General features: G+C 63.4%; 12 protein-coding genes. All 12 read right to left on the bottom strand.

Features of this window, described 5'->3' with window-relative positions:
- Position 1: 1 nt before the first annotated feature.
- Positions 2–763 (bottom strand): 4Fe-4S binding protein, encoded by a 762-nt coding sequence (locus C8N32_RS15120; protein WP_201132396.1) that lies wholly within the window; start codon positions 761–763, stop codon positions 2–4.
- Positions 735–1472: a TorD/DmsD family molecular chaperone gene (locus C8N32_RS10810; protein ID WP_107893000.1), complete on the bottom strand. Its 738-nt coding sequence runs from the start codon at positions 1470–1472 to the stop codon at positions 735–737. Before C8N32_RS10810 ends, C8N32_RS15120 begins: the two co-directional genes overlap by 29 nt.
- Positions 1462–2133, bottom strand: coding sequence for a 4Fe-4S dicluster domain-containing protein (locus tag C8N32_RS10805; protein ID WP_107892999.1), 672 nt, complete (start codon positions 2131–2133; stop codon positions 1462–1464). The genes C8N32_RS10810 and C8N32_RS10805 overlap by 11 nt, the downstream gene beginning before the upstream one ends.
- 15 nt (positions 2134–2148) lie before the next feature.
- Positions 2149–4707: a molybdopterin-dependent oxidoreductase gene (locus tag C8N32_RS10800; RefSeq protein WP_107892998.1), complete on the bottom strand. Its 2559-nt coding sequence runs from the start codon at positions 4705–4707 to the stop codon at positions 2149–2151.
- Between the two features lie 13 nt (positions 4708–4720).
- A complete protein-coding gene (locus C8N32_RS10795; protein ID WP_170106781.1) occupies positions 4721–6187 on the bottom strand; it encodes a c-type cytochrome in 1467 nt (488 codons plus the stop codon).
- A 95-nt stretch (positions 6188–6282) separates the two neighbouring features.
- On the bottom strand, positions 6283–7023 hold the full coding sequence (locus C8N32_RS15115) for a hypothetical protein (RefSeq protein WP_211309709.1): 741 nt from the start codon (positions 7021–7023) through the stop codon (positions 6283–6285).
- 91 nt (positions 7024–7114) lie between these two features.
- A complete protein-coding gene (locus C8N32_RS10785) occupies positions 7115–7477 on the bottom strand; it encodes a hypothetical protein (protein ID WP_107892996.1) in 363 nt (120 codons plus the stop codon).
- Positions 7478–7790: 313 nt separating this feature from the next.
- Positions 7791–9329 carry a TRAP transporter large permease gene (locus C8N32_RS10780; protein ID WP_107892995.1) on the bottom strand — a complete coding sequence of 513 codons (1539 nt, stop codon included), beginning with the start codon at positions 9327–9329 and terminating at the stop codon, positions 7791–7793.
- Positions 9326–9844 (bottom strand): TRAP transporter small permease subunit, encoded by a 519-nt coding sequence (locus C8N32_RS10775; RefSeq protein ID WP_242509575.1) that lies wholly within the window; start codon positions 9842–9844, stop codon positions 9326–9328. Before C8N32_RS10775 ends, C8N32_RS10780 begins: the two co-directional genes overlap by 4 nt.
- Before the next feature lie 73 nt (positions 9845–9917).
- Positions 9918–11639, bottom strand: coding sequence for a gamma-glutamyltransferase (gene ggt / locus C8N32_RS10770; protein WP_107892994.1), 1722 nt, complete (start codon positions 11637–11639; stop codon positions 9918–9920).
- A gap of 95 nt (positions 11640–11734) precedes the next feature.
- A complete protein-coding gene (locus C8N32_RS10765; RefSeq protein WP_244905916.1) occupies positions 11735–13807 on the bottom strand; it encodes a protein-disulfide reductase DsbD family protein in 2073 nt (690 codons plus the stop codon).
- 226 nt (positions 13808–14033) lie between these two features.
- Positions 14034–17663 (bottom strand): vitamin B12-dependent ribonucleotide reductase, encoded by a 3630-nt coding sequence (locus tag C8N32_RS10760; RefSeq protein WP_107892993.1) that lies wholly within the window; start codon positions 17661–17663, stop codon positions 14034–14036.
- Positions 17664–18200: the final 537 nt, after the last annotated feature.

Raw genomic sequence — 18200 nt, 5'->3', positions numbered from 1 at the left:
GTTACCGCATGACGAGAACCGGCGGCCGGGAGCGGACCGCGCGACAGACCCGGCACGGGCCGACGCCGTCGGTCGCCTTCGCTACGGGGTCCAGCTTGTCCGCGCCGCAAGACGGGCAGATCGAATGTGCAAGCTGCAAATCCACAGGCGCGGGTGCGAAGCGGTCAAGGCGCAGCGCGCTCTCCGGACACACATCCACGCAAAGGGCGCATCCGCAGCACCTTGTGGGGCGGACCCGGTAGGCAGCCCCCCCCCCTTCCAGGCTGTCGGCAAGGGAAATCACCCCCTCCGGGCAAACCCGTACGCAGGCGGAACATCCGCTGCACCGCTCCGCGTCAATGACCGGCACATGAGCAAAGGGCACACCAGGCCTTTGCGCGCCTTTTGCCTGGAGGCGCCGCAACGCAGTGGGCGTGTCTTCGGGCGGCACAAACAGGCGGCGGCGCCCCATATCGGCGGGGGCTTCCCGGCGGCGGCGGCGCCACGCCCCAAGCGCCGCAGGATCGAGACCCACGAATTCCAGCCCCGGCAGCCCCCGCGCCGCCAGCAAGGCGTCAAACCCCTCGCAAAGATCTTCAAGGTGCGCGCGCCCGGCACCGGCACAGGCTGGACAAGACACATCGGCACAGCCGATCCGGCGCGTGCCGTCGAGATAGAGGGCGGCGATGTTCTCTGGGGTCAGATCACGCAGGCACCCCGAAGGCCGACAACTCAGGATGGTTTCCCGCGTGATGTTACCAGCTTTCCGCGAGGCCCGGAACATAGGCGTTTTCCTCCGGCTCGGGCCGGGCCGGATCGGGCAAGGCGCGAACCTGTCGCGCGGAGCCGGTCATCTCTTCCAGCAGGCTGCGCAGATCTTCCAGAACGGCGGCGGTCAGCCGTGCCAAAGCACGGTAAAGCGGTTGACGCATCAGCCCGGCCCCCTTGACACAGAACTGCGGCACCCACGACAGCACATGCAAATCGAGAAACCGGGCCGCATCCGCCACGGCGACCGGCGTCCCCTGGCGGCACAGGAACGAAACGAATTGCAACTCGTGTACCAGGTGGTCATCGGCGCGGCGACGCCAGTTGGGGACCGTGATATCGTAATGGGCATACCAGTCGCGCACCTCGAACATGGGCAACTGACGCTCCAGACGGTCCTCCGTCAGCCAGACCGAGCCGCAAGGCGCGACGCGGTAGGCGTGGGTCAGGTAGATGTCGGCATATTCCGCCGCGAGGGCGTCCAGCAGCACAGCATCCGGCTGGAGGCCGATCCCGGACAAGGCGTCTTCCAGGTCGGCCGCGGCGCGACCGACAGCCGGCGTTCCGGGGCCGCGCGCCATCCACTGCGCCACCCGGTGACGCTGCATCGCCATCAGAAGAGACCGATCCACTTCCCGGTCATGCAGCCGGATCAGGACATCCAGAGCATCGGCCAGAAATTCAAGGCGGGCCGCCTGTGCCGGAGGGATGGGCTCACCCGTCATCGACCACCCCCTTGCTGTGCGGAATGAACACGATCGAGGGATTGGTCAGGTTCGGGTCCGCCATGGAGTGCACCTGCCGCACGACCGCTTCATTCTCACCGCGCGCCTTGGTCTCGTAGGTGCCGTCGCGCAACCCGTCGATCGGGCCGACATCGAGCACGCGCATCATGCAGGCGGCAACGCAATAGGGTTTGCGCCCGGCCTCCAGCTCGTCGATGCACATGTTGCATTTCTTGACGAGGTTATCCTGCGGATCGTATTGCGGCGCCCCGAAGGGGCAGGCGGCCTCACACTTGCGGCACCCGATGCACAGCGTGCTGTCGATATCCACCACGCCATTGTCCTTGCGCTTGAAGATCGCGCCGGTCGGGCAGGACGGCAGGCAGGCCGGTTCCGCGCAGTGATTGCAGGACATGTTCACCTTGAAGGCGAAAACCTCCGGGTAGGTCCCGCCTTCGATATACTGGACCCGGCGGAACCGGGGCCCCGGCGCAAGGCCGTTCTTGTCCTTGCAGGCCATTTCGCAGGCCCGGCAGCCGATGCAATCCACGTTGTGGTGGATGAAACCCATCTGCATGTCCGGAACGACCGGTGTGTAGGTTTCGCGCTTCATCCGCGCGACGTTTTCCTTGATGCGTTCCTTGTCGAGATTCGCGGCCATGGCGCGTCCTCCGCGTTACAGATCCCGGCGGAACACGTGGCTCCGCGCGGTTGCAAGCTGGTCCCAGCCGGGCCGGTGGCCGAGATCGGATTTCTTCACATTGCACAACACCGTGTTATAGGCGAAGGCCCCCGCCGGAGATGGTTCGTCCAGCGTCAGGAAGTCCGGATTTCCGGCACGGTCCACGCCGTTCTCATCCAGATCCATCCACGCCCCTTCATGTAACACGACGACCCCCGGCATACAGCGTTCGGTCACGTAAACCGGCGTGACGACCTTGCCGCGGTCATTCCAGCACTCGACGATATCGCCGTTGCGAATACCGAGCCTGGCCGCATCCGAGGCGTTCATCGTGGTTTCCTGGCTGTAGGTTTCCCGCAGCCACGGAATGTTGTGGAAAATCGAGTGCGTCCGCCAGCGCGGATGCGGGCTGACCATGTGAAAGGGAAATTCGGCTGTTTTCTCGCTGATCAGGCTTTCCCACGGCTCGACCCATTTCGGGATTGCCGGGATCGGATACCCATACTGCGTTTTCGTCCAGTCGGTGATCTGCGCCAGCGTGGTGGAAAAAATCTCGATCTTTCCCGAAGGCGTCTGGAACGGCGTTCCGTTCTCGATCTGGTCGCGGAAGGCCACATGCGGCCGGGGCAGGATAAACTTGTAAACCCCGCGCTTCTTGAAGGTTTCCCAATCCCAGTCGACCCCCTGGTGATCCTGCACGCGGTGCCACCAGTCGACGAGATACGCCTCATCCACGGCGTCGGGATTGTTGAAATAGTCACGCCCGGCCTTCGGGTTGTATTGCGGCCCAAAACCCAGCCGATACGCAAGCTCCGTGAACACCTGAAAGTCGGATTTCGACTCGCCCATCGGCTCGATCACTTTCGGGCGGTGGATGTAGTAATGCCCCTTGTACCAGGGCAGGGCCACATCGTGGCGCTCGAAATGGGTGGCGATGGGCAGCAGGTAATCGGCCCAGATGCCCGTCGGCGTGATGGTGCTGTCCATGCAGACCAGCAAACTCTCGCCTTCGCCATAGCTGTCGAGCTTTCGGATCGCCTCTATTTCCTTGTTGATATTGGTCAACTGGTTGAGCCAGTCCGACCCCTGCCAGAAAATGCCGCGGATGTTCGGAATCACCCCGTCAAGGGCATCCCCCCGCGGCCAGAGCCCGGCCTCCTCACGCTTCACGTTGGGGTAGTTCAGCACGATATGCGCCCAGCGGTCCGACTTGATCGAGGCAAACCAGACATTGGAATACTGATCGTAGGGATAAGCGACGGCTTCGGCATGCCAGGCCTTGCCGACCCCTTCGGCACACCCCCCAAGAACGCCGATATTGCCGGTCATCGCCTGAACGGCCGCGGCCATGCGGTTGTATTGTTCGCCATAGGCGTTGCGCCCCGGCGCCCAGCTTGCCTTCAGGGCGGCGGGTTTCGTGGTGGCATACATCTCCGCCAGCTTGCGGATATCGTCGGCCTTGACACCACAAATCTCCGCCGCCCATTCCGGGGTCTTGGGTGTGCCGTCGGTCTCGCCGAAAATGTAATCCCGAAAGCTCTCCTGCCCCCCGGCCCAGTCGGGCATGGTTCCCTTGTCCATTCCCTGCACGAAGCGGTCGATGAAGTCCTGATCGTGCAGGTCCTTGTCCCAGATGTGATAGGCCATGCCCGCCAGCATCGCCGCATCGGTATTGGGGCGGATCGGAATCCACCAGGCATCGTAGGCGGCGGCGCTGTCGGTATATTGCGGGTCCACAAGCACGAACTTGCAGCCCCGCTGCTTGGCCATCCGCATGTAGTAGAACGTGTTGCCGCCATGGAACGTGTAGGCCGGGTTCCAGCCCCACATGATGATCAGCTTGGAATGGGCGAACGCATCGTCTTCATTTCCATCTTCGATCGTGCCGAACGTCATCCTGGAGGAAAACGTTGTACCTTGGTACGAGGGAACGGACCAGGATGACGTCCGACACCCGAACATACCGAGAAACCGGCCAAGCAGCCCCTCGATCTGGTCGGATTTGTGCAGCACCCCGTAAGAAGCGCCGGCATAGCTTTGGTCCACCAGGGCGGTGGGCCCGTAGGTCTGCTTGAGATGCACCATGCGCTCGGCGATTTCGCTCAGAGCCTGTTCCCAGCCGATGCGTTTGAACTTGCCCTCGCCCCGTTCGCCGACACGCTTCATCGGATAGAGAAGGCGCTCGGGCGAATAAAGCCGCAGCCGGTAGGAACGACCGCGCAGACAGGCCCGGATCTGCGGTTTTTCTTCGGTATCGGTGCCGTACTCATCCCCCTGGTAGGTCCCGTTATCGGTGGACAGGCGCACGATCACGTCACCCTTCTTGTGTGCGACCAGCATGTGCCGGGACCCGCAGTTATGCGCACAACTCGTGACGACGGTCTCAAGCTCATCATCGGTTGGATAGGGTTCATAAGCGAAGGCATGGGCCTTGCGCGCCCCCGGCCCCAACACCAGGGTGCTGGCGGCCGCAACAGCCGAGGTCTTGAGGAAATCGCGCCGATCCTCACGCTGGGGGGCGACCGGGTCAATATGATCGTCTCTGGGGGTCATTTTCCGGTGCTCCTCAATTCTCGGGCAGCGCGTAACGCGCGTCGGGGGCCGTGGGCCGGCCTTCGGCCCAGCCGGGAACGCCTTCGGGCATCATCGGCCAGGGCGAACGCGGATACGGGTAGGCAATGCTGTACCACTGGCGGCCGCCATGGCAGCCGTAGCAGGTGTCAGACGACCCCTCGCGTGCCAGTTCCTCAATGGTTTCGGCGTTGAGATAGGTCACCATATGCCGGTTGGTGCGATACAGTTCGGCATGGCAGGTCATGCAGCCGTTCGGCGTTTCGGGAAACTCGAAATCCTCGCGCACCTCATGCCAGGGCCCGGCCAGGCCCATGATCTCTTCGGGCGAGGGGTAGGCACCATGGCATCGCAGGCAGGTGTCGGTCGGATTGACCATCTTGCGCAAAGTGAACTCCGGCTGGGGTGCGGCACTGAAAGCGGCACGGGTCGGCACCATGTCGGGGGTTTCCTCACGCGGGTCATTGCCTCTGTGACAGAAGGTGCACTCAAGGTTCATGACCTCTTTGGCGAAGTCGCTCTCAAGGTGCCGCCAGTGGAACGTTGCCTGCGGCCCGGTATAAGTGTCCAGGGTCTGGTACCAGGCCAGGCTTTCCTGGGCCTCCACCCCTGCGGGTGAGCTTTCACGGACTTTGTTTTCAAGAACTTCCTTGTGGCAGACCAAGCATTCCGCGTTGCTCGCGGTTTCGATCCGCGGCGGGAAATGGATCGGGTGAAAGCGGGCGCGCTCATAGTCGAGCGTCTCGGCCTCGGATTTGAGCGCGGCAACGGCCTCTTCGATGCGGGCACGTTCACCGGCATCCGCGCCGGGCGGATTGCGATAGGTCACGCCCTCCGGGTAAGGGACCGGCGCAATCTCAGGCGCCGCTTCGGGGGCCGCCTCCGCCCCGGCATCCGCCGCCCCGGCCACCGCAAGCCCCAGATCATCCGGGCTGCGGGGGGTATCGGATTGCTGCGCCAGCCACGCGATCAGGTTCGCCCTGTCCGCCGCGCCGGAAAGACCTGCGTAGGTCATCTTGGTTCCGGGAACCAATCCACGCGGGTTTGCCAGAAATTCATCCAGAAGTGCCGGGCTCCAGGCTTCTCCCGCGAGACCTGCCATGGGTTCGGAAAACTCGAACCCATCCACCGAAGCGACAGGCCGGTCGACAACATTCCAGAGATTGGGCCCGGTCCGGTGGGCCCCTCCCTGATCGGCGGTGTGGCAGGCCGAACACTTGCGGAATACGGCCTCACCGGCGTCGGCGCTTATCGCCACGGGTGCCGCGTCATCGGAAGGGGTCTTGGCGCCCGCCTCGCGCGATGCGATCCAGGCCGGGCCGGGCATGACGATTTCCGAGGTTCCGACCGGCGTTGCCCAGATCCGGTATATCTGCTGAATACGCTGGCCCGCATGAGGCACCAGTTGTGAGGCCGCGACAACCGCCAGAACACCCGTTGCGGCATAAAAAACAAAGGTCACCAGACCTAACACGTTTCCCAGCAGTTTCATCGCATGCCCTGTTGATCTTCAGTAAGGGAATGGCCGGGCGGAACGCCCGCCCGGCCGCAGGCTTGTCAGCCGTCGCTCTTGGGCGGGGTCCACTCGCCGGACATGCCGGACATGCCGGACATGCCACCCATGCCGGACATGCCCATCATGGGGGCGCCAGAGCTCCACTGGGTGCACACCCAGTTGCTGCCATGGCCAGCCATACCACTCATGCCGGACATGCCGGACATGCCGCCCATGCCGGACATGCCGCCCATGCCGGACATGCCACCCATGCCGGACATGCCGCCCATGCCGGACATGCCACCCATGCCGGACATGCCACCCATGCCGGACATGCCACCCATGCCGGACATGCCACCCATGCCGGACATGCCGCCCATGCCGGACATGCCGCCCATGCCGGACATGCCGGACATGCCGCCCATGCCGGACATGCCGCCCATGCCACCCATGCCGGACATGCCGCCCATGCCGGACATGCCGGACATGCCGCCCATGCCGGACATGCCACCCATGCCGGACATGCCGCCCATGCCGGACATGCCGCCCATGCCCATCATTCCGGGCGCGACATAACTCCACTGGGTGCACACCCAGTTGCTGCCATCACCAGCCATGCCACTCATACCGGACATGCCGGACATGCCGCCCATGCCGGACATGCCACCCATGCCGGACATGCCACCCATGCCGGACATGCCGTCCATGCCGGACATGCCGGACTGGGATTCGGCCAGCGCAGGCAGCGCGAGGATCGAAACCGAACAAAGCGCAGCCGCGAAAGTCTTGAAGCTGGAAATCATCCCTTTGTCTCCTTGTGGTTATGGGGCTTTGCCCCGTACTCCCCGACTGCCCGAAGAGATCGGACAATCGCTCCGCAGGCCTTGCCTGCGTTCAATGCATTTCCCGAATATCGTATGGCCCGGTCATTCCCGGTCGGGTAAACGGCGTGAACCATCCCCCCTGATCTTCAAGAAAGCGCAAGCTGTAAGGGTACGGTGCCTCGACACCCGCGAGGGCCTCGGCGTACCAGTCGCTGTCTTTCGCGGTTTCGGTGATTGTCGGCGCACCTTCCGGCCTGCTGTCAGGGGCGGTGCCGGCAACAAACGGCGTTTCCGCCCCCATTCCAGCCCCGGATAAAGCGGCCCAGACCAGCGATACCGCGATCAGTCTGGTTGTCAGCACACTCCCCCCTTTCACCGCGTCCTGCCAGACACGCTCCCTGCATCTGGCACTGCGGATTTCGGGCACCACCATGGACTGCCCGCTTGCGGTGCCTAGGGTATCGAAAATTTTCGCAGCACAGAGTTTTTTATATACTTTTCAAATGGTTACTCTTTGAAATTCTTTTTGTGCTAATGACAATTTGGCATTCTCAGGAAAATCCCGCCTTGCAGCCAGCCCCAAAAGGGCAAATCCGACTGCCAATTTGACAGGACCCTGTATCTGGCCCGTCATGTGCCACAACGCCGCACCGGCAGGACAAAAATATATGAGTCAATCAGGAGTTGATAATTTTTATGGAGATACACGCAAGACGGCGCGAATCATACGGGGTTGCTATGGGCCGCTACCGGAAAATCCGATCCGGCAACCAGGTCGCCAGTTCGGGTACCGCAACCAGAATACCCAGTGCCAGAATCTGTAGCAGGACGAAGGGCACAACGCCCCGGTAGGTGTCCACGGTGGAGATGTCTGCCGGTGCGACAGAGCGAAAGTAGAACAACGCAAATCCGAACGGGGGGGTCAGAAAACTTGTCTGGAGATTCATCGCGATCAGGATCCCGAACCAGACCGGAGAAATCTCCGTTCCCAGAATTGGCGGCCCCAGCAACGGGATAACGATATAAATGATTTCAACAGCTTCAAGAATGAACCCAAGCACGAAGATCAGCGCCATCACCACGGCAATCGCCCCCATCCCGCCACCGGGCAATGTCTGCATCCATGTCCCGACAAGATGGTCGCCCCCAAAGCCCCGGAACACCAGCGACAGCATCGAAGCGGCCACGACAATTCCGAACACCATGCCCGAGATACGCACGGTTTCCACCATCGCACCGTACAGAACCCCTCCGCGCCATAACCGCCAGCCGGCCGCCAGGGTTCCAGCGCCAATCGCCACTCCTGCCACAAGCGCCGCCACTCCGGACGGACCGGCAATACCCCCGCGCCCCAGCCCCGCCAATCCGATCGCGACGAGGACCAGCGCCCCCAGGGCTGCGGCCACGATCAGCACACGGCCCGTCCCGCGCCCTTCGGCCTGATGCGCCGCCAGCAGAAGCGCGCCGATGGCCCCAAGCCCCGCGGCTTCGGTCGTCGTGGCAACCCCGGCCAGAATCGACCCCAGCACCGCCAGGATCAGCAGGATCGGCGGCAAGAAGGTGAACAGCACTTTTTGCAAAGGAACTCTCTGGCGCGCGGGCGCAGGGCCATCGCCGGGCCGCATCCGCAGCGCGATGTAAACCGCATACAACCCCACCAGCATCAACCCCGGCAGCATCGCCCCCGCGAACAGATCCCCGACGGAAACGGGATCGGGCGCGAAATTGCCTGCCGCCTGCTGGGCTTCCAGATACACGTTACCGATCTGGTCACCCAGCAACACCAGCAAAATCGAAGGCGGGATAACCTGCCCGAGCGTACCGCTCGCACAGATGAGCCCCGCCGCCAGACGCTTGTCGATACCCGCGTTCCGCATCGCCGGCAGGCTGATCAGCACCAGCATCACCACCGTTGCGCCAATGATCCCCGTGGAAGCGGCAATCAGAGTGCTGAAGGCCAGCACGCTCAATGCCATCCCACGCGGTGCGCCCCCCGTCATCTGCCCCAGCACCGCCAACATGCGCTCGGCCAGGCGCGCCCGCTCCAGAAGCACCCCCATCAGCACGAACAACGGCACCGCCATCAACAGGCGATTGGTCATCACCCCCCAGACCCGCGCCGGGAAAAAATTCAGGAAATGCAGGTCAAAAACGCCAAACGCCGATCCTGCCAGCGCCGCGATCAGGGGAACACCCGAAATGGCCAGCATCGCCGGAATCCCGCTAAGGATCCCCGCAAACAACCCCAGCAACATCCCCAGCAGAAAGACCTCTTCGCCCGTCACAACCCGGCCTCGCCTTTCTTCTGGACCTGAGAGGACACAACAGCGGCGACACCCTGCACGATCATCAGCGCGGCCGAAACCGGCAACGTCGTCTTGACAAGGTAAAGCCCGCCCAGCCCTCCGGTTTCCAGTGACGCCTCCCGGATCGACCACGCATAGCGCAGATCGGGCCAGTAAGCGTACAACATGAGGGCGAAAACCGGGATCAGGAACAAGATCAGCGCGCCCGTATCCGCAACCCGCACGTAGCCGGACGGCATCCGCTCGGACAGGACCTCGACCCGCACATGCCCGCCACGCGCCAGGGTTACCGGCAGGCTGAAAGCCAGCAAAACCGTAAACGCATAGGCTGCGGCATCCTGCAACTGGATGAACCCGGCACCGTAACCGTAGCGCAAAACCACGATCAGCAGGGTCGCCCCGGTCAGGAACATGCCCGCCGTCACGCAAATCGCCAGCGACAGCTTGTCCAGCCAGCGCGCCAGCGCCAAATATCCAGAGATCAACCCGCTCATGGGCGGGGCTGTGCCACAGCCCCGCCCGAACCGCAATGCAGAACCGCCGCCCGGACGGGGGCCGGTCAGACGATCAATAGCCTACCGTGGCCGCATCAGTAATACGCGGATCGGACGCCCCCAGGCGCAGGCCGGTCTCGGGGTCGATCATGATCGACTGGGACGATCCCATCACCGGCTTTTGAACCACCTTGTGACCCCGCGTTTCCAGTATCGCGATCGTATCGCGGCTGATCCCGTCCTCAATACGGATTTCTTCCGGCAGCCACTGGTGGTGGATACGCGGCGCGGTGCTGGCCTCGGCAATGTTCATACCGTGATCGATCACGTTCATGATGACCTGCAACACCGTGGTGATGATGCGGGCCCCGCCCGGGCTCCCGGTCACGAGGAATACCTCCCCGTTCCTGAGCACCAGCGTCGGACTCATGGAGGAAAGCGGCCGCTTGCCCGGCTCCACCGCATTGGCGTCTCCACCGATCAGACCATAGGCATTCGGAACGCCGGGCTTGGCGGAGAAATCGTCCATCTCGTTGTTGAGCAGCACCCCGGTGCCTTCCGCCACCAGCCCCGACCCGTACGAGAAGTTGATGGTATACGTGTTGGAAACCGCGTTGCCGTCCTTGTCCACAACCGAGAAATGGGTGGTCTGATCGCTTTCGTAAGGGGCAAGATCGCCGGGTCCGATCGAGGACGAAGGTGTCGCGACCGACCGGCTGATCTGGGCGCGGATCGCCTCGGCATAAGCTTTGGAGGTGATCTCCGAAAGCGGCACATCGACGAAGTCGCTATCCCCCAGATATTCCGAGCGGTCCGCATAGGCACGTTTCATCGCCTCGGCCATCAGGTGGATCGTGTCCGCCGAGTTGTGCCCCAGATAGCCGATCGGATAGCCTTCCAGCATATTGAGAATCTGGATGATATGCGCCCCTCCGGAACTGGGCGGCGGCATGGAGACGATCTCGTACCCGCGATAATCGCCCCGCACCGGCTCCCGCAGGGCGGCGGTATAGTTGGACATATCCTCCATGGTGATGCGCCCGCCGGCCTCCTGCACGGCGGTGGCGATCTTCTCGGCCACGGGCCCCTTGTAGAACCCGTCCGGGCCTTCGGCGGCGATGGCCTTCAGAGTCCGGGCAAGATCGGCCTGCACCAGCATTTCGCCGGGGCGGAAAAACGTCCCGTCCTCATGGTAGAAGATTTTCCCGGTGCTGGGCCATTTCTTCAGCCGGTCTTCCAGCGCGATCAGGCTGTCTGAGAGACCCGCCGTAACGACGATCCCCTCCTCCGCGAGCCGGATCGCGGGCGCGACAACCTGCGCAAGGCTCATCGTGCCGTATTCTTCCAGCGCCATCTGCATGCCGGCCACCGTGCCCGGGACCCCCACGGCAAGGCCATGGAACCGTGACAGCGTGCTGTCCGCATTGCCCTCGGCATCGAGGAACATGTCCCGCTCGGCCGCGGAGGGCGCCATCTCGCGATAGTCGATGGCCTTGGTTTCGCCGGTCTGAGCGTCATGGACCAGCATGAACCCGCCACCGCCCAGGTTTCCCGCCCGCGGCAACGTTACCGCCAGCGCGAAGGCCACGGCGACTCCGGCATCCACCGCGTTCCCACCCTGTTGCAGAATTTCAAGCCCCACTTCGGCAGCGACCCGTTCCTGCGCGGCAACCATACCGTTTTCAGCCCAAACCGGGTGCAGCCGGTCCATACCGCTGTAAATCGCCGTTTGCTGGGCGTGCAGGGGCACTGCCGACAGCGCCAGCGCCGCCAGCCCCGAAAGGATGGATTTCATGATTTTCTCCCATATCTGGCCGTATATGCCGGGGTCAGGCTGGCACAACCGTTCCGGAAAGACCAGAGCCCCGGACAACGCCCGGCAGAAGCCGTCTACCGGGCCCGCTCCAGCGCCTCCACCACCGCTTCGGCACTGAGCAGTTCCGGCAAGAGAATCCCTTCGGGGGCCGACGGCCCGTAAACCGCGTTGAAAGGAATCCCATAGCGGCCAAGGCTTTCCAGATAACGGCCAATGGCCGGATCGGGCCGGGTCCAGTCCCCGCGCATGGGCACGATATGCGCAGCCTCCAGCGCACGGGATACGGGCGCACGGCCGATTACAAGCGCCTTGTTGGCCTTGCAGGTCAGGCACCAGTCGGCGGTAATGTCGACGAACACCACCTGCCCCGCCGCGATGTGGCGGGCAATGGCCGCCCGGTCGAAGGCCTGCCACCGGGCCGCCGCCTGCGCCACGCCCTGCTCAGGCCGGAGAACCGCTGGCGCCACCATCGCCACGACAACCAGAATGCCACAGGCCAGCGCCCGGATCCCGCCGGGAATCCTGCGCAGGGCCAGAACGCCCACCAGGACGGCACTGGCTGCCAGGACGGCCACGGCCACGGCGCCCCCCCCGACCCCGGAAAGCACCCAGATCAGCCACCCCGCCGTCACCGCCAGCAAGACCCCCAGCCCCAGCTTGACCCAAAGCATCCACCGCCCCGGCCGGGGCAGCCGGAGCATCGCCCCCGGAACCGCCGCAACCAAAAGATAGGGCAAGGCCAGCCCCAGCCCCAACGCGGTAAAGATCACCAGCACATCCACCACCCGGCCCGACAGTGCAAACGCCAGCGCCGTGCCAAGGAAGGGCGCGGAGCAAGGCGTCGCCAGCACCGCCGCGAAGGCCCCGGTGGCCAGATCCCCACCATAGCCCGGCGCGCCGTCGGCACGGGCCAGCCGGGTCTGCCAGCTTGCGGGCAGGTTGATCTCATAAAGCCCCAGAAGGTTTGCGGCAAAGACCACGAGAATCATGAACATCGCCGCAAGGAATACGGGGTTTTGGAACTGAAGACCCCACCCCACCGAAAGCCCGAAGGCGCGGGCTGCCAGCGTTGCCGCGGCCAGCCCCCACATAAACAACATCACCCCCAGCGCGGCCATCAGAAATCCGCCCCGCACCCGCACGGGTGACTGCCCTTGGGCCGTCAGGGCCGAAGACAGCTTGATCGAGAGCACCGGCAGCACGCAGGGCATGACATTGAGAATCAGCCCGCCCAGCAACGCCACCAGGGCCACCGCAACAAGTTCACCGGCTCCGGCGTGCCGTTCTTGAACATCGAACGGCGGGGCAGGCGGCGTCTCCGACAATGGCAGATCCAGTGTCACCGCGCGCGCGCCGTCGGTCACGGTAATGCTGGCCGCCCCGGGCGTTACCGGCGCAAGCACCGGCAAACGTGCCCACAGGAACCGCCCGTCCTCGCCAAGGCGGATATCCGGGGCACCGAGGGCAGCCCCCTCCCCGAGTTCGGGAAAGATGTCCGGTGCCGTGAACGCCGCCTGGGCGCGCAACGCCAGTGTCAGGGCTTCGTCGTCGAGATGGGCCCGTTCAAGAGAGAGGCCGGCCTCCTCCGTCGACAGCGGGACGCGCGCCACATGTCGGGCGATCGACGCCGCGGCTTCCGGGTCGATGCCGGTTCCTGCCGGCAGATCCAGCGCAAGATCGAAATCCTGCGGAACACAGATTTCGGCGCAGATCAAAAGGCTGACTTGCGCCCGCAAGGCAACGGGTTCCCCCGGATTTTCCAGGTTCACCCGCAAGGGCAATACCGTTTCCCCGGAATAACCGAAATTCTCAATGCCAAAGGCTGTAAACCGATCCGGCGCCGGCCAGAGAATCTCGGCCCCCGCCACGTTGCGCGACCCGCTCCACTCGATCCGGGGGGGCAGGCCGACCTCTCCGGGCGTGCGCCAGTAGGTCTTCCACCCCTGCGTGAGCGAAATCTCCAGTGCCGCGGAGACTGTCGAGGCCCCCGGCGCAACCCCGTTCTCGGCCGTCAGAAGCCGGGCGGAAACCATGTCGGATGCCGCGGGCGCGGAACTGGCCGCAAGCGCCCGCCCCCCCCCAAGAATGCCGGCCATGGCGACCGCTATGCACATTGCGAGAACCGGCAGGGTAAACTGTCTGGGCATCGGGATTCCTTCCAGTGCTGTGCAAAGCCTGTGTTCCAATACCACGCGGGAAGATCAATGGCATGGGCCTCACCGTCTTGTGACGGATCGCGACCGACAAGAAAATGCCCCCTCCGAACCGGAGGGGGCCAGTGTTCACTGATCAGGCTCCTTGTTACCGCCCGAAAGTTGCCTTGCCTGGGCCTTCTCAGTGTTCAGGGCGAGCGCACCCGCCCCCGAACCCGTTTCAGCTGCACCCGCTGGTTGCGCCGCAGGTGTTGCACTTCATGCAGGTGCCGTTGCGCACCAGCGTATAGTTGCCGCATTCTCCGCAGGGGTCGCCTTCGTAGCCCTGCATGCGCGCCTTGGCACGGGCGTCGGATTTGGCCGGAACCAGAACCTGCAACGGCGCAGCGGCGTCCCGCGGGCCGGCAAAGCCTGTATCCGCCCCGCCCAGAAGCATCAGGTCCTGGGGCAGACGTTTGCGCAGGTAGCCGGCGGAACTGATCTGCTTGAGCACCTTGAGCGACTTCTCCGCCGCCGTCTCCGATACCGGGCTTACGTTGGGCTTGCCCTCGCTGTCACCGCCGCCAAGATCGTCAAAGGCCGCCCCGCTGGGCTTGACATGGGCCAGATCCGTACGGTCGAGGTAGCTGACGGCCAGTTCGCGGAAGATGTAATCAAGGATCGACGTCGCGTTCTTGATACTGTCATTGCCCTGCACCGTGCCCGCAGGTTCGAACCGGGTGAATGTAAAGGCCTCGACGAATTCCTCCAGCGGCACACCGTATTGCAGGCCGACCGAGACCGCGATGGCGAAGTTGTTCATCATCGCCCTGAAGCCCGCGCCTTCCTTGTGCATGTCGATGAAAATCTCGCCAAGGCTGCCATCGCCATACTCCCCGGTCCGCAGATAGACCTTGTGCCCGCCCACGATGGCCTTCTGGGTATACCCTTTGCGGCGCTCCGGCAGCTTGACCCGATGGGAACGGACGATCTCCTGCACCACGACCTTTTCGATGACCTTTTCGGCCAGCACCTGCGCCTTTTCGGCGGGCGTGCCGGCGGCAAGGATCTCCTCTGCCCGGTCGTCGTCTTCGACCAGCGCGGCCGCCAGCGGTTGCGACAGTTTCGAGCCGTCCCGGTAAAGCGCGTTCGCCTTTACCCCCAGCGACCACGACAATTCGTACGCACTCAGGCAGTCGTCGATGGTGGCGTCATTGGGCATGTTGACGGTCTTGGAAATCGCGCCCGAGATGAAACTCTGCGCTGCCGCCATCATGCGAATATGGCTTTCAACGGAAAGGAAACGCCGCCCGTTCTTGCCGCAAGGGTTCGCACAGTCGAAAATGTGGTAGTGGTCGGGCTTCAGATGGGGGGCGCCTTCCAGCGTCATGGTCCCGCAAACATGGTCGTTCGCGGTGTCGATCTCGGATTTCGTAAAGCCAAGGTGGCGCAGCAGGTCGAACCCCGGATCGGCCAGCTTTTCATCCGGGATCCCCAGAGTGCCCGTGCAGAACTCCGCCCCCAGCGTCCACTGGTTGAAAACGAAGCGGATATCGAAAGCCGAAGGCAGCGCCTTCTCGATCCGGTCGAGTTCGGCCTTGCCGAACCCATGGCCAAGAAGCGACGTCGGGTTGATGGCCGGGCAGTTGCCCAAGGATCCGTGCCCCGCCGCATAGGCGGTGATTTCCCCGATCTGTGCAGGGGTATATCCCAAGGCCCGCAGCGCCGCGGGGACGGAACGGTTGATAATCTTGAAATATCCCCCGCCCGCAAGTTTCTTGAACTTGACCAGCGCAAAATCGGGTTCGATCCCTGTGGTGTCGCAATCCATCACCAGCCCGATCGTCCCGGTCGGGGCAATCACGCTGACCTGCGCGTTGCGGAAGCCGTGCTTCTCACCCAATGCCAGCGCCGTATCCCAGGCCTGCTGCGCGCGGGCCAGCAACGCCGTGTCCGGGCAGTTGGCATGATCCAGCGGCACCGGGTGCACGGCCAGCCCCTCATAGCCTTGCGCCTCCCCCCGTGCGGCGCGGCGATGGTTGCGAATCACGCGCAGCATATGGGCGGCATTACGGGCATGACCGGGGAAGGCGCCCAATTCCCCCGCGATCTCGGCCGATGTCGCGTAGGCCACCCCGGTCAGGATTGCCGTCAGCGCCCCGCAAAGCGCCCGGCCCTCGGCGCTGTCATACCCGTGGCCCATGCTCATCAACAGCCCGCCAATATTGGCGTAGCCCAACCCAAGCGTACGAAATTCATAGGACAGTTGCGCAATCTCGCGGCTGGGGAACTGCGCCATCATCACGCTGATTTCCAGCGTCAGCGTCCAAAGGCGCGCGGCGTGGATGTAGTCTTCGGCGATGAAACGCCCATCCTCATAGAAGGTCAGCAGGTTCATCGAGGCGAGGTTGCACGCCGTATCGTCGAGAAACATGTACTCCGAGCACGGGTTGGAACCCCGGATCGGTCCGTCCGCCGGGCAGGTGTGCCAGGCGTTGATCGTGTCGTGAAACTGGATACCCGGATCGGCGCAGGCCCAGGCGGCATGGCCGACCTGCTCCCACAGCTCCCGCGCCTTGACGACCCTGGCCACCTTGCCATCGGTCCGGTGCAGCAGTTCCCAGTCGTCATCGTCCCTGACAGCCTGCAGGAAAGCGTCCGTCACCCGAACCGAGTTGTTGGAATTCTGTCCCGAAACGGTCGCATAGGCGTCGCTGTCCCAATCGGTGTTGTAGGTCGGAAATTCGATCCCCGTGTAGCCCTGCCGCGCGTAGTCGAGCACCCGCTTGATATAGGTCTCGGGAATCAGCGCCTTCTTGGCCGCGCGGATGGCAGATTTCAGCGCCGGGTTGGCGGTCGGCTCGCAGGCCTCTTCGGACCGGCCCTCCCAGGCGCGGATCGCCCCGAAAATCTCGTTGAGCTGCTTTTCATGAGCTTTCGATCCCGCCACAAGGCTGGCGACCTTCTGCTCCTCGATGACCTTCCAGTTGATGAACTGTTCGATATCGGGGTGGTCCATGTCGCAGATGACCATCTTCGCCGCGCGGCGCGTCGTGCCACCTGACTTGATCGCTCCCGCCGCGCGGTCCCCGATCCGCAAGAACCCCATCAGACCGCTGGATTTTCCGCCCCCTGAAAGGGCCTCCCCCTCGGCGCGCAGGCTGGAAAAATTTGTCCCCGTGCCCGAACCGTATTTGAACAGCCGCGCCTCGCGCACCCAAAGATCCATGATACCGCCATCATTCACCAGGTCGTCCTTGACCGACTGGATGAAACAGGCATGCGGCTGCGGGTGCTCATAGGCGGATTTCGATTGCACCAGCTTTTTGCTGCGATAATCGACGTAAAAATGCCCCTGCCCCGGCCCATCGATCCCGTAAGCCCAATGCAGCCCGGTGTTGAACCACTGGGGGGAGTTGGGCGCCCCACGCTGGGTTGCCAACATATGGCGCATCTCGTCATAATAAGCGCGCGCGTCGGTTTCAGTGCTGAAATACCCGCCTTTCCAACCCCAGTAGGTCCAGGCTCCGGCGATCCGGTCAAACACCTGCCGAGCCGAGGTTTCCCCCCCGAAACGTTCCGTCTCCGGCAGGTCCGCCAGCGCAGCCTCATCCGCCACGGACCGCCACAGAAACTCCGGCACCCCTTTTTCACGCACCCGCTTCAACCGCGCGGGGACGCCGGCCTTGCGAAAGTATTTTTGCGCGATGACATCGCTGGCGACCTGGCTCCAGCCCTTCGGCACTTCGATCCCGGAAAGGTGGAAAACCACCTGGCCGTCGGGATTGCGAATCTCCGATGCGGTGGTCGCGAACTCCAGTCCGCCATAGGCCCCGGCTTTCTCGGTGGTGAATCTGCGCTCGATCTTCATCGTCCTGCCCCGTCGTTCAATTCCACACCTGCACGCTGAGCAAAGGAACCAGTGGCCGCGCGCACTGCACACAGCTCCGCCGACAGGCGCCGCTGACTGGATTTCGTCCCCCCACCCAAGGACACAAAATATTGTGTGTCCTCCCTCAGGCTCGCACAAGATGACCTATTCCCGACGCGCCGGTCAACGAAAAATCAGGCCACAGCCACTTTTTTTTCGCCAACCACAACACTCCGGCCATTCGGGCGCTTTCACACCCAAAGGACGGATTTTGCGAAGTTTCGAAAACCAAAGATAAAATAAGCTGTTATCCGCGCGGCGCCGTCGGACCAGCACGGCGGCCTGGTTCACATTTCATTCTTGCCCTCAAGGCGCCAGATTTGCCCTCGCAGGTCGGCGGGAACGCGCGGGCCAATTTCGGTTTCCCAACGAAGGACCCGTTTCATCGGGTTTTGTCCAGGACGGCCCCTCAGGACAACGACACGGGACAGGGCAGTTGTCCCCCAACTGAATGACCCTCTCGGGCGCAAGCGACTT

Origin of the sequence: Rhodovulum imhoffii (genome assembly GCF_003046545.1) — a bacterium.
Classification (GTDB): Bacteria; Pseudomonadota; Alphaproteobacteria; order Rhodobacterales; family Rhodobacteraceae; genus Rhodovulum; species Rhodovulum imhoffii.
Note: the sequence above shows the minus strand (reverse complement) of the source record. Positions and strands in the feature narration are given on the sequence as shown.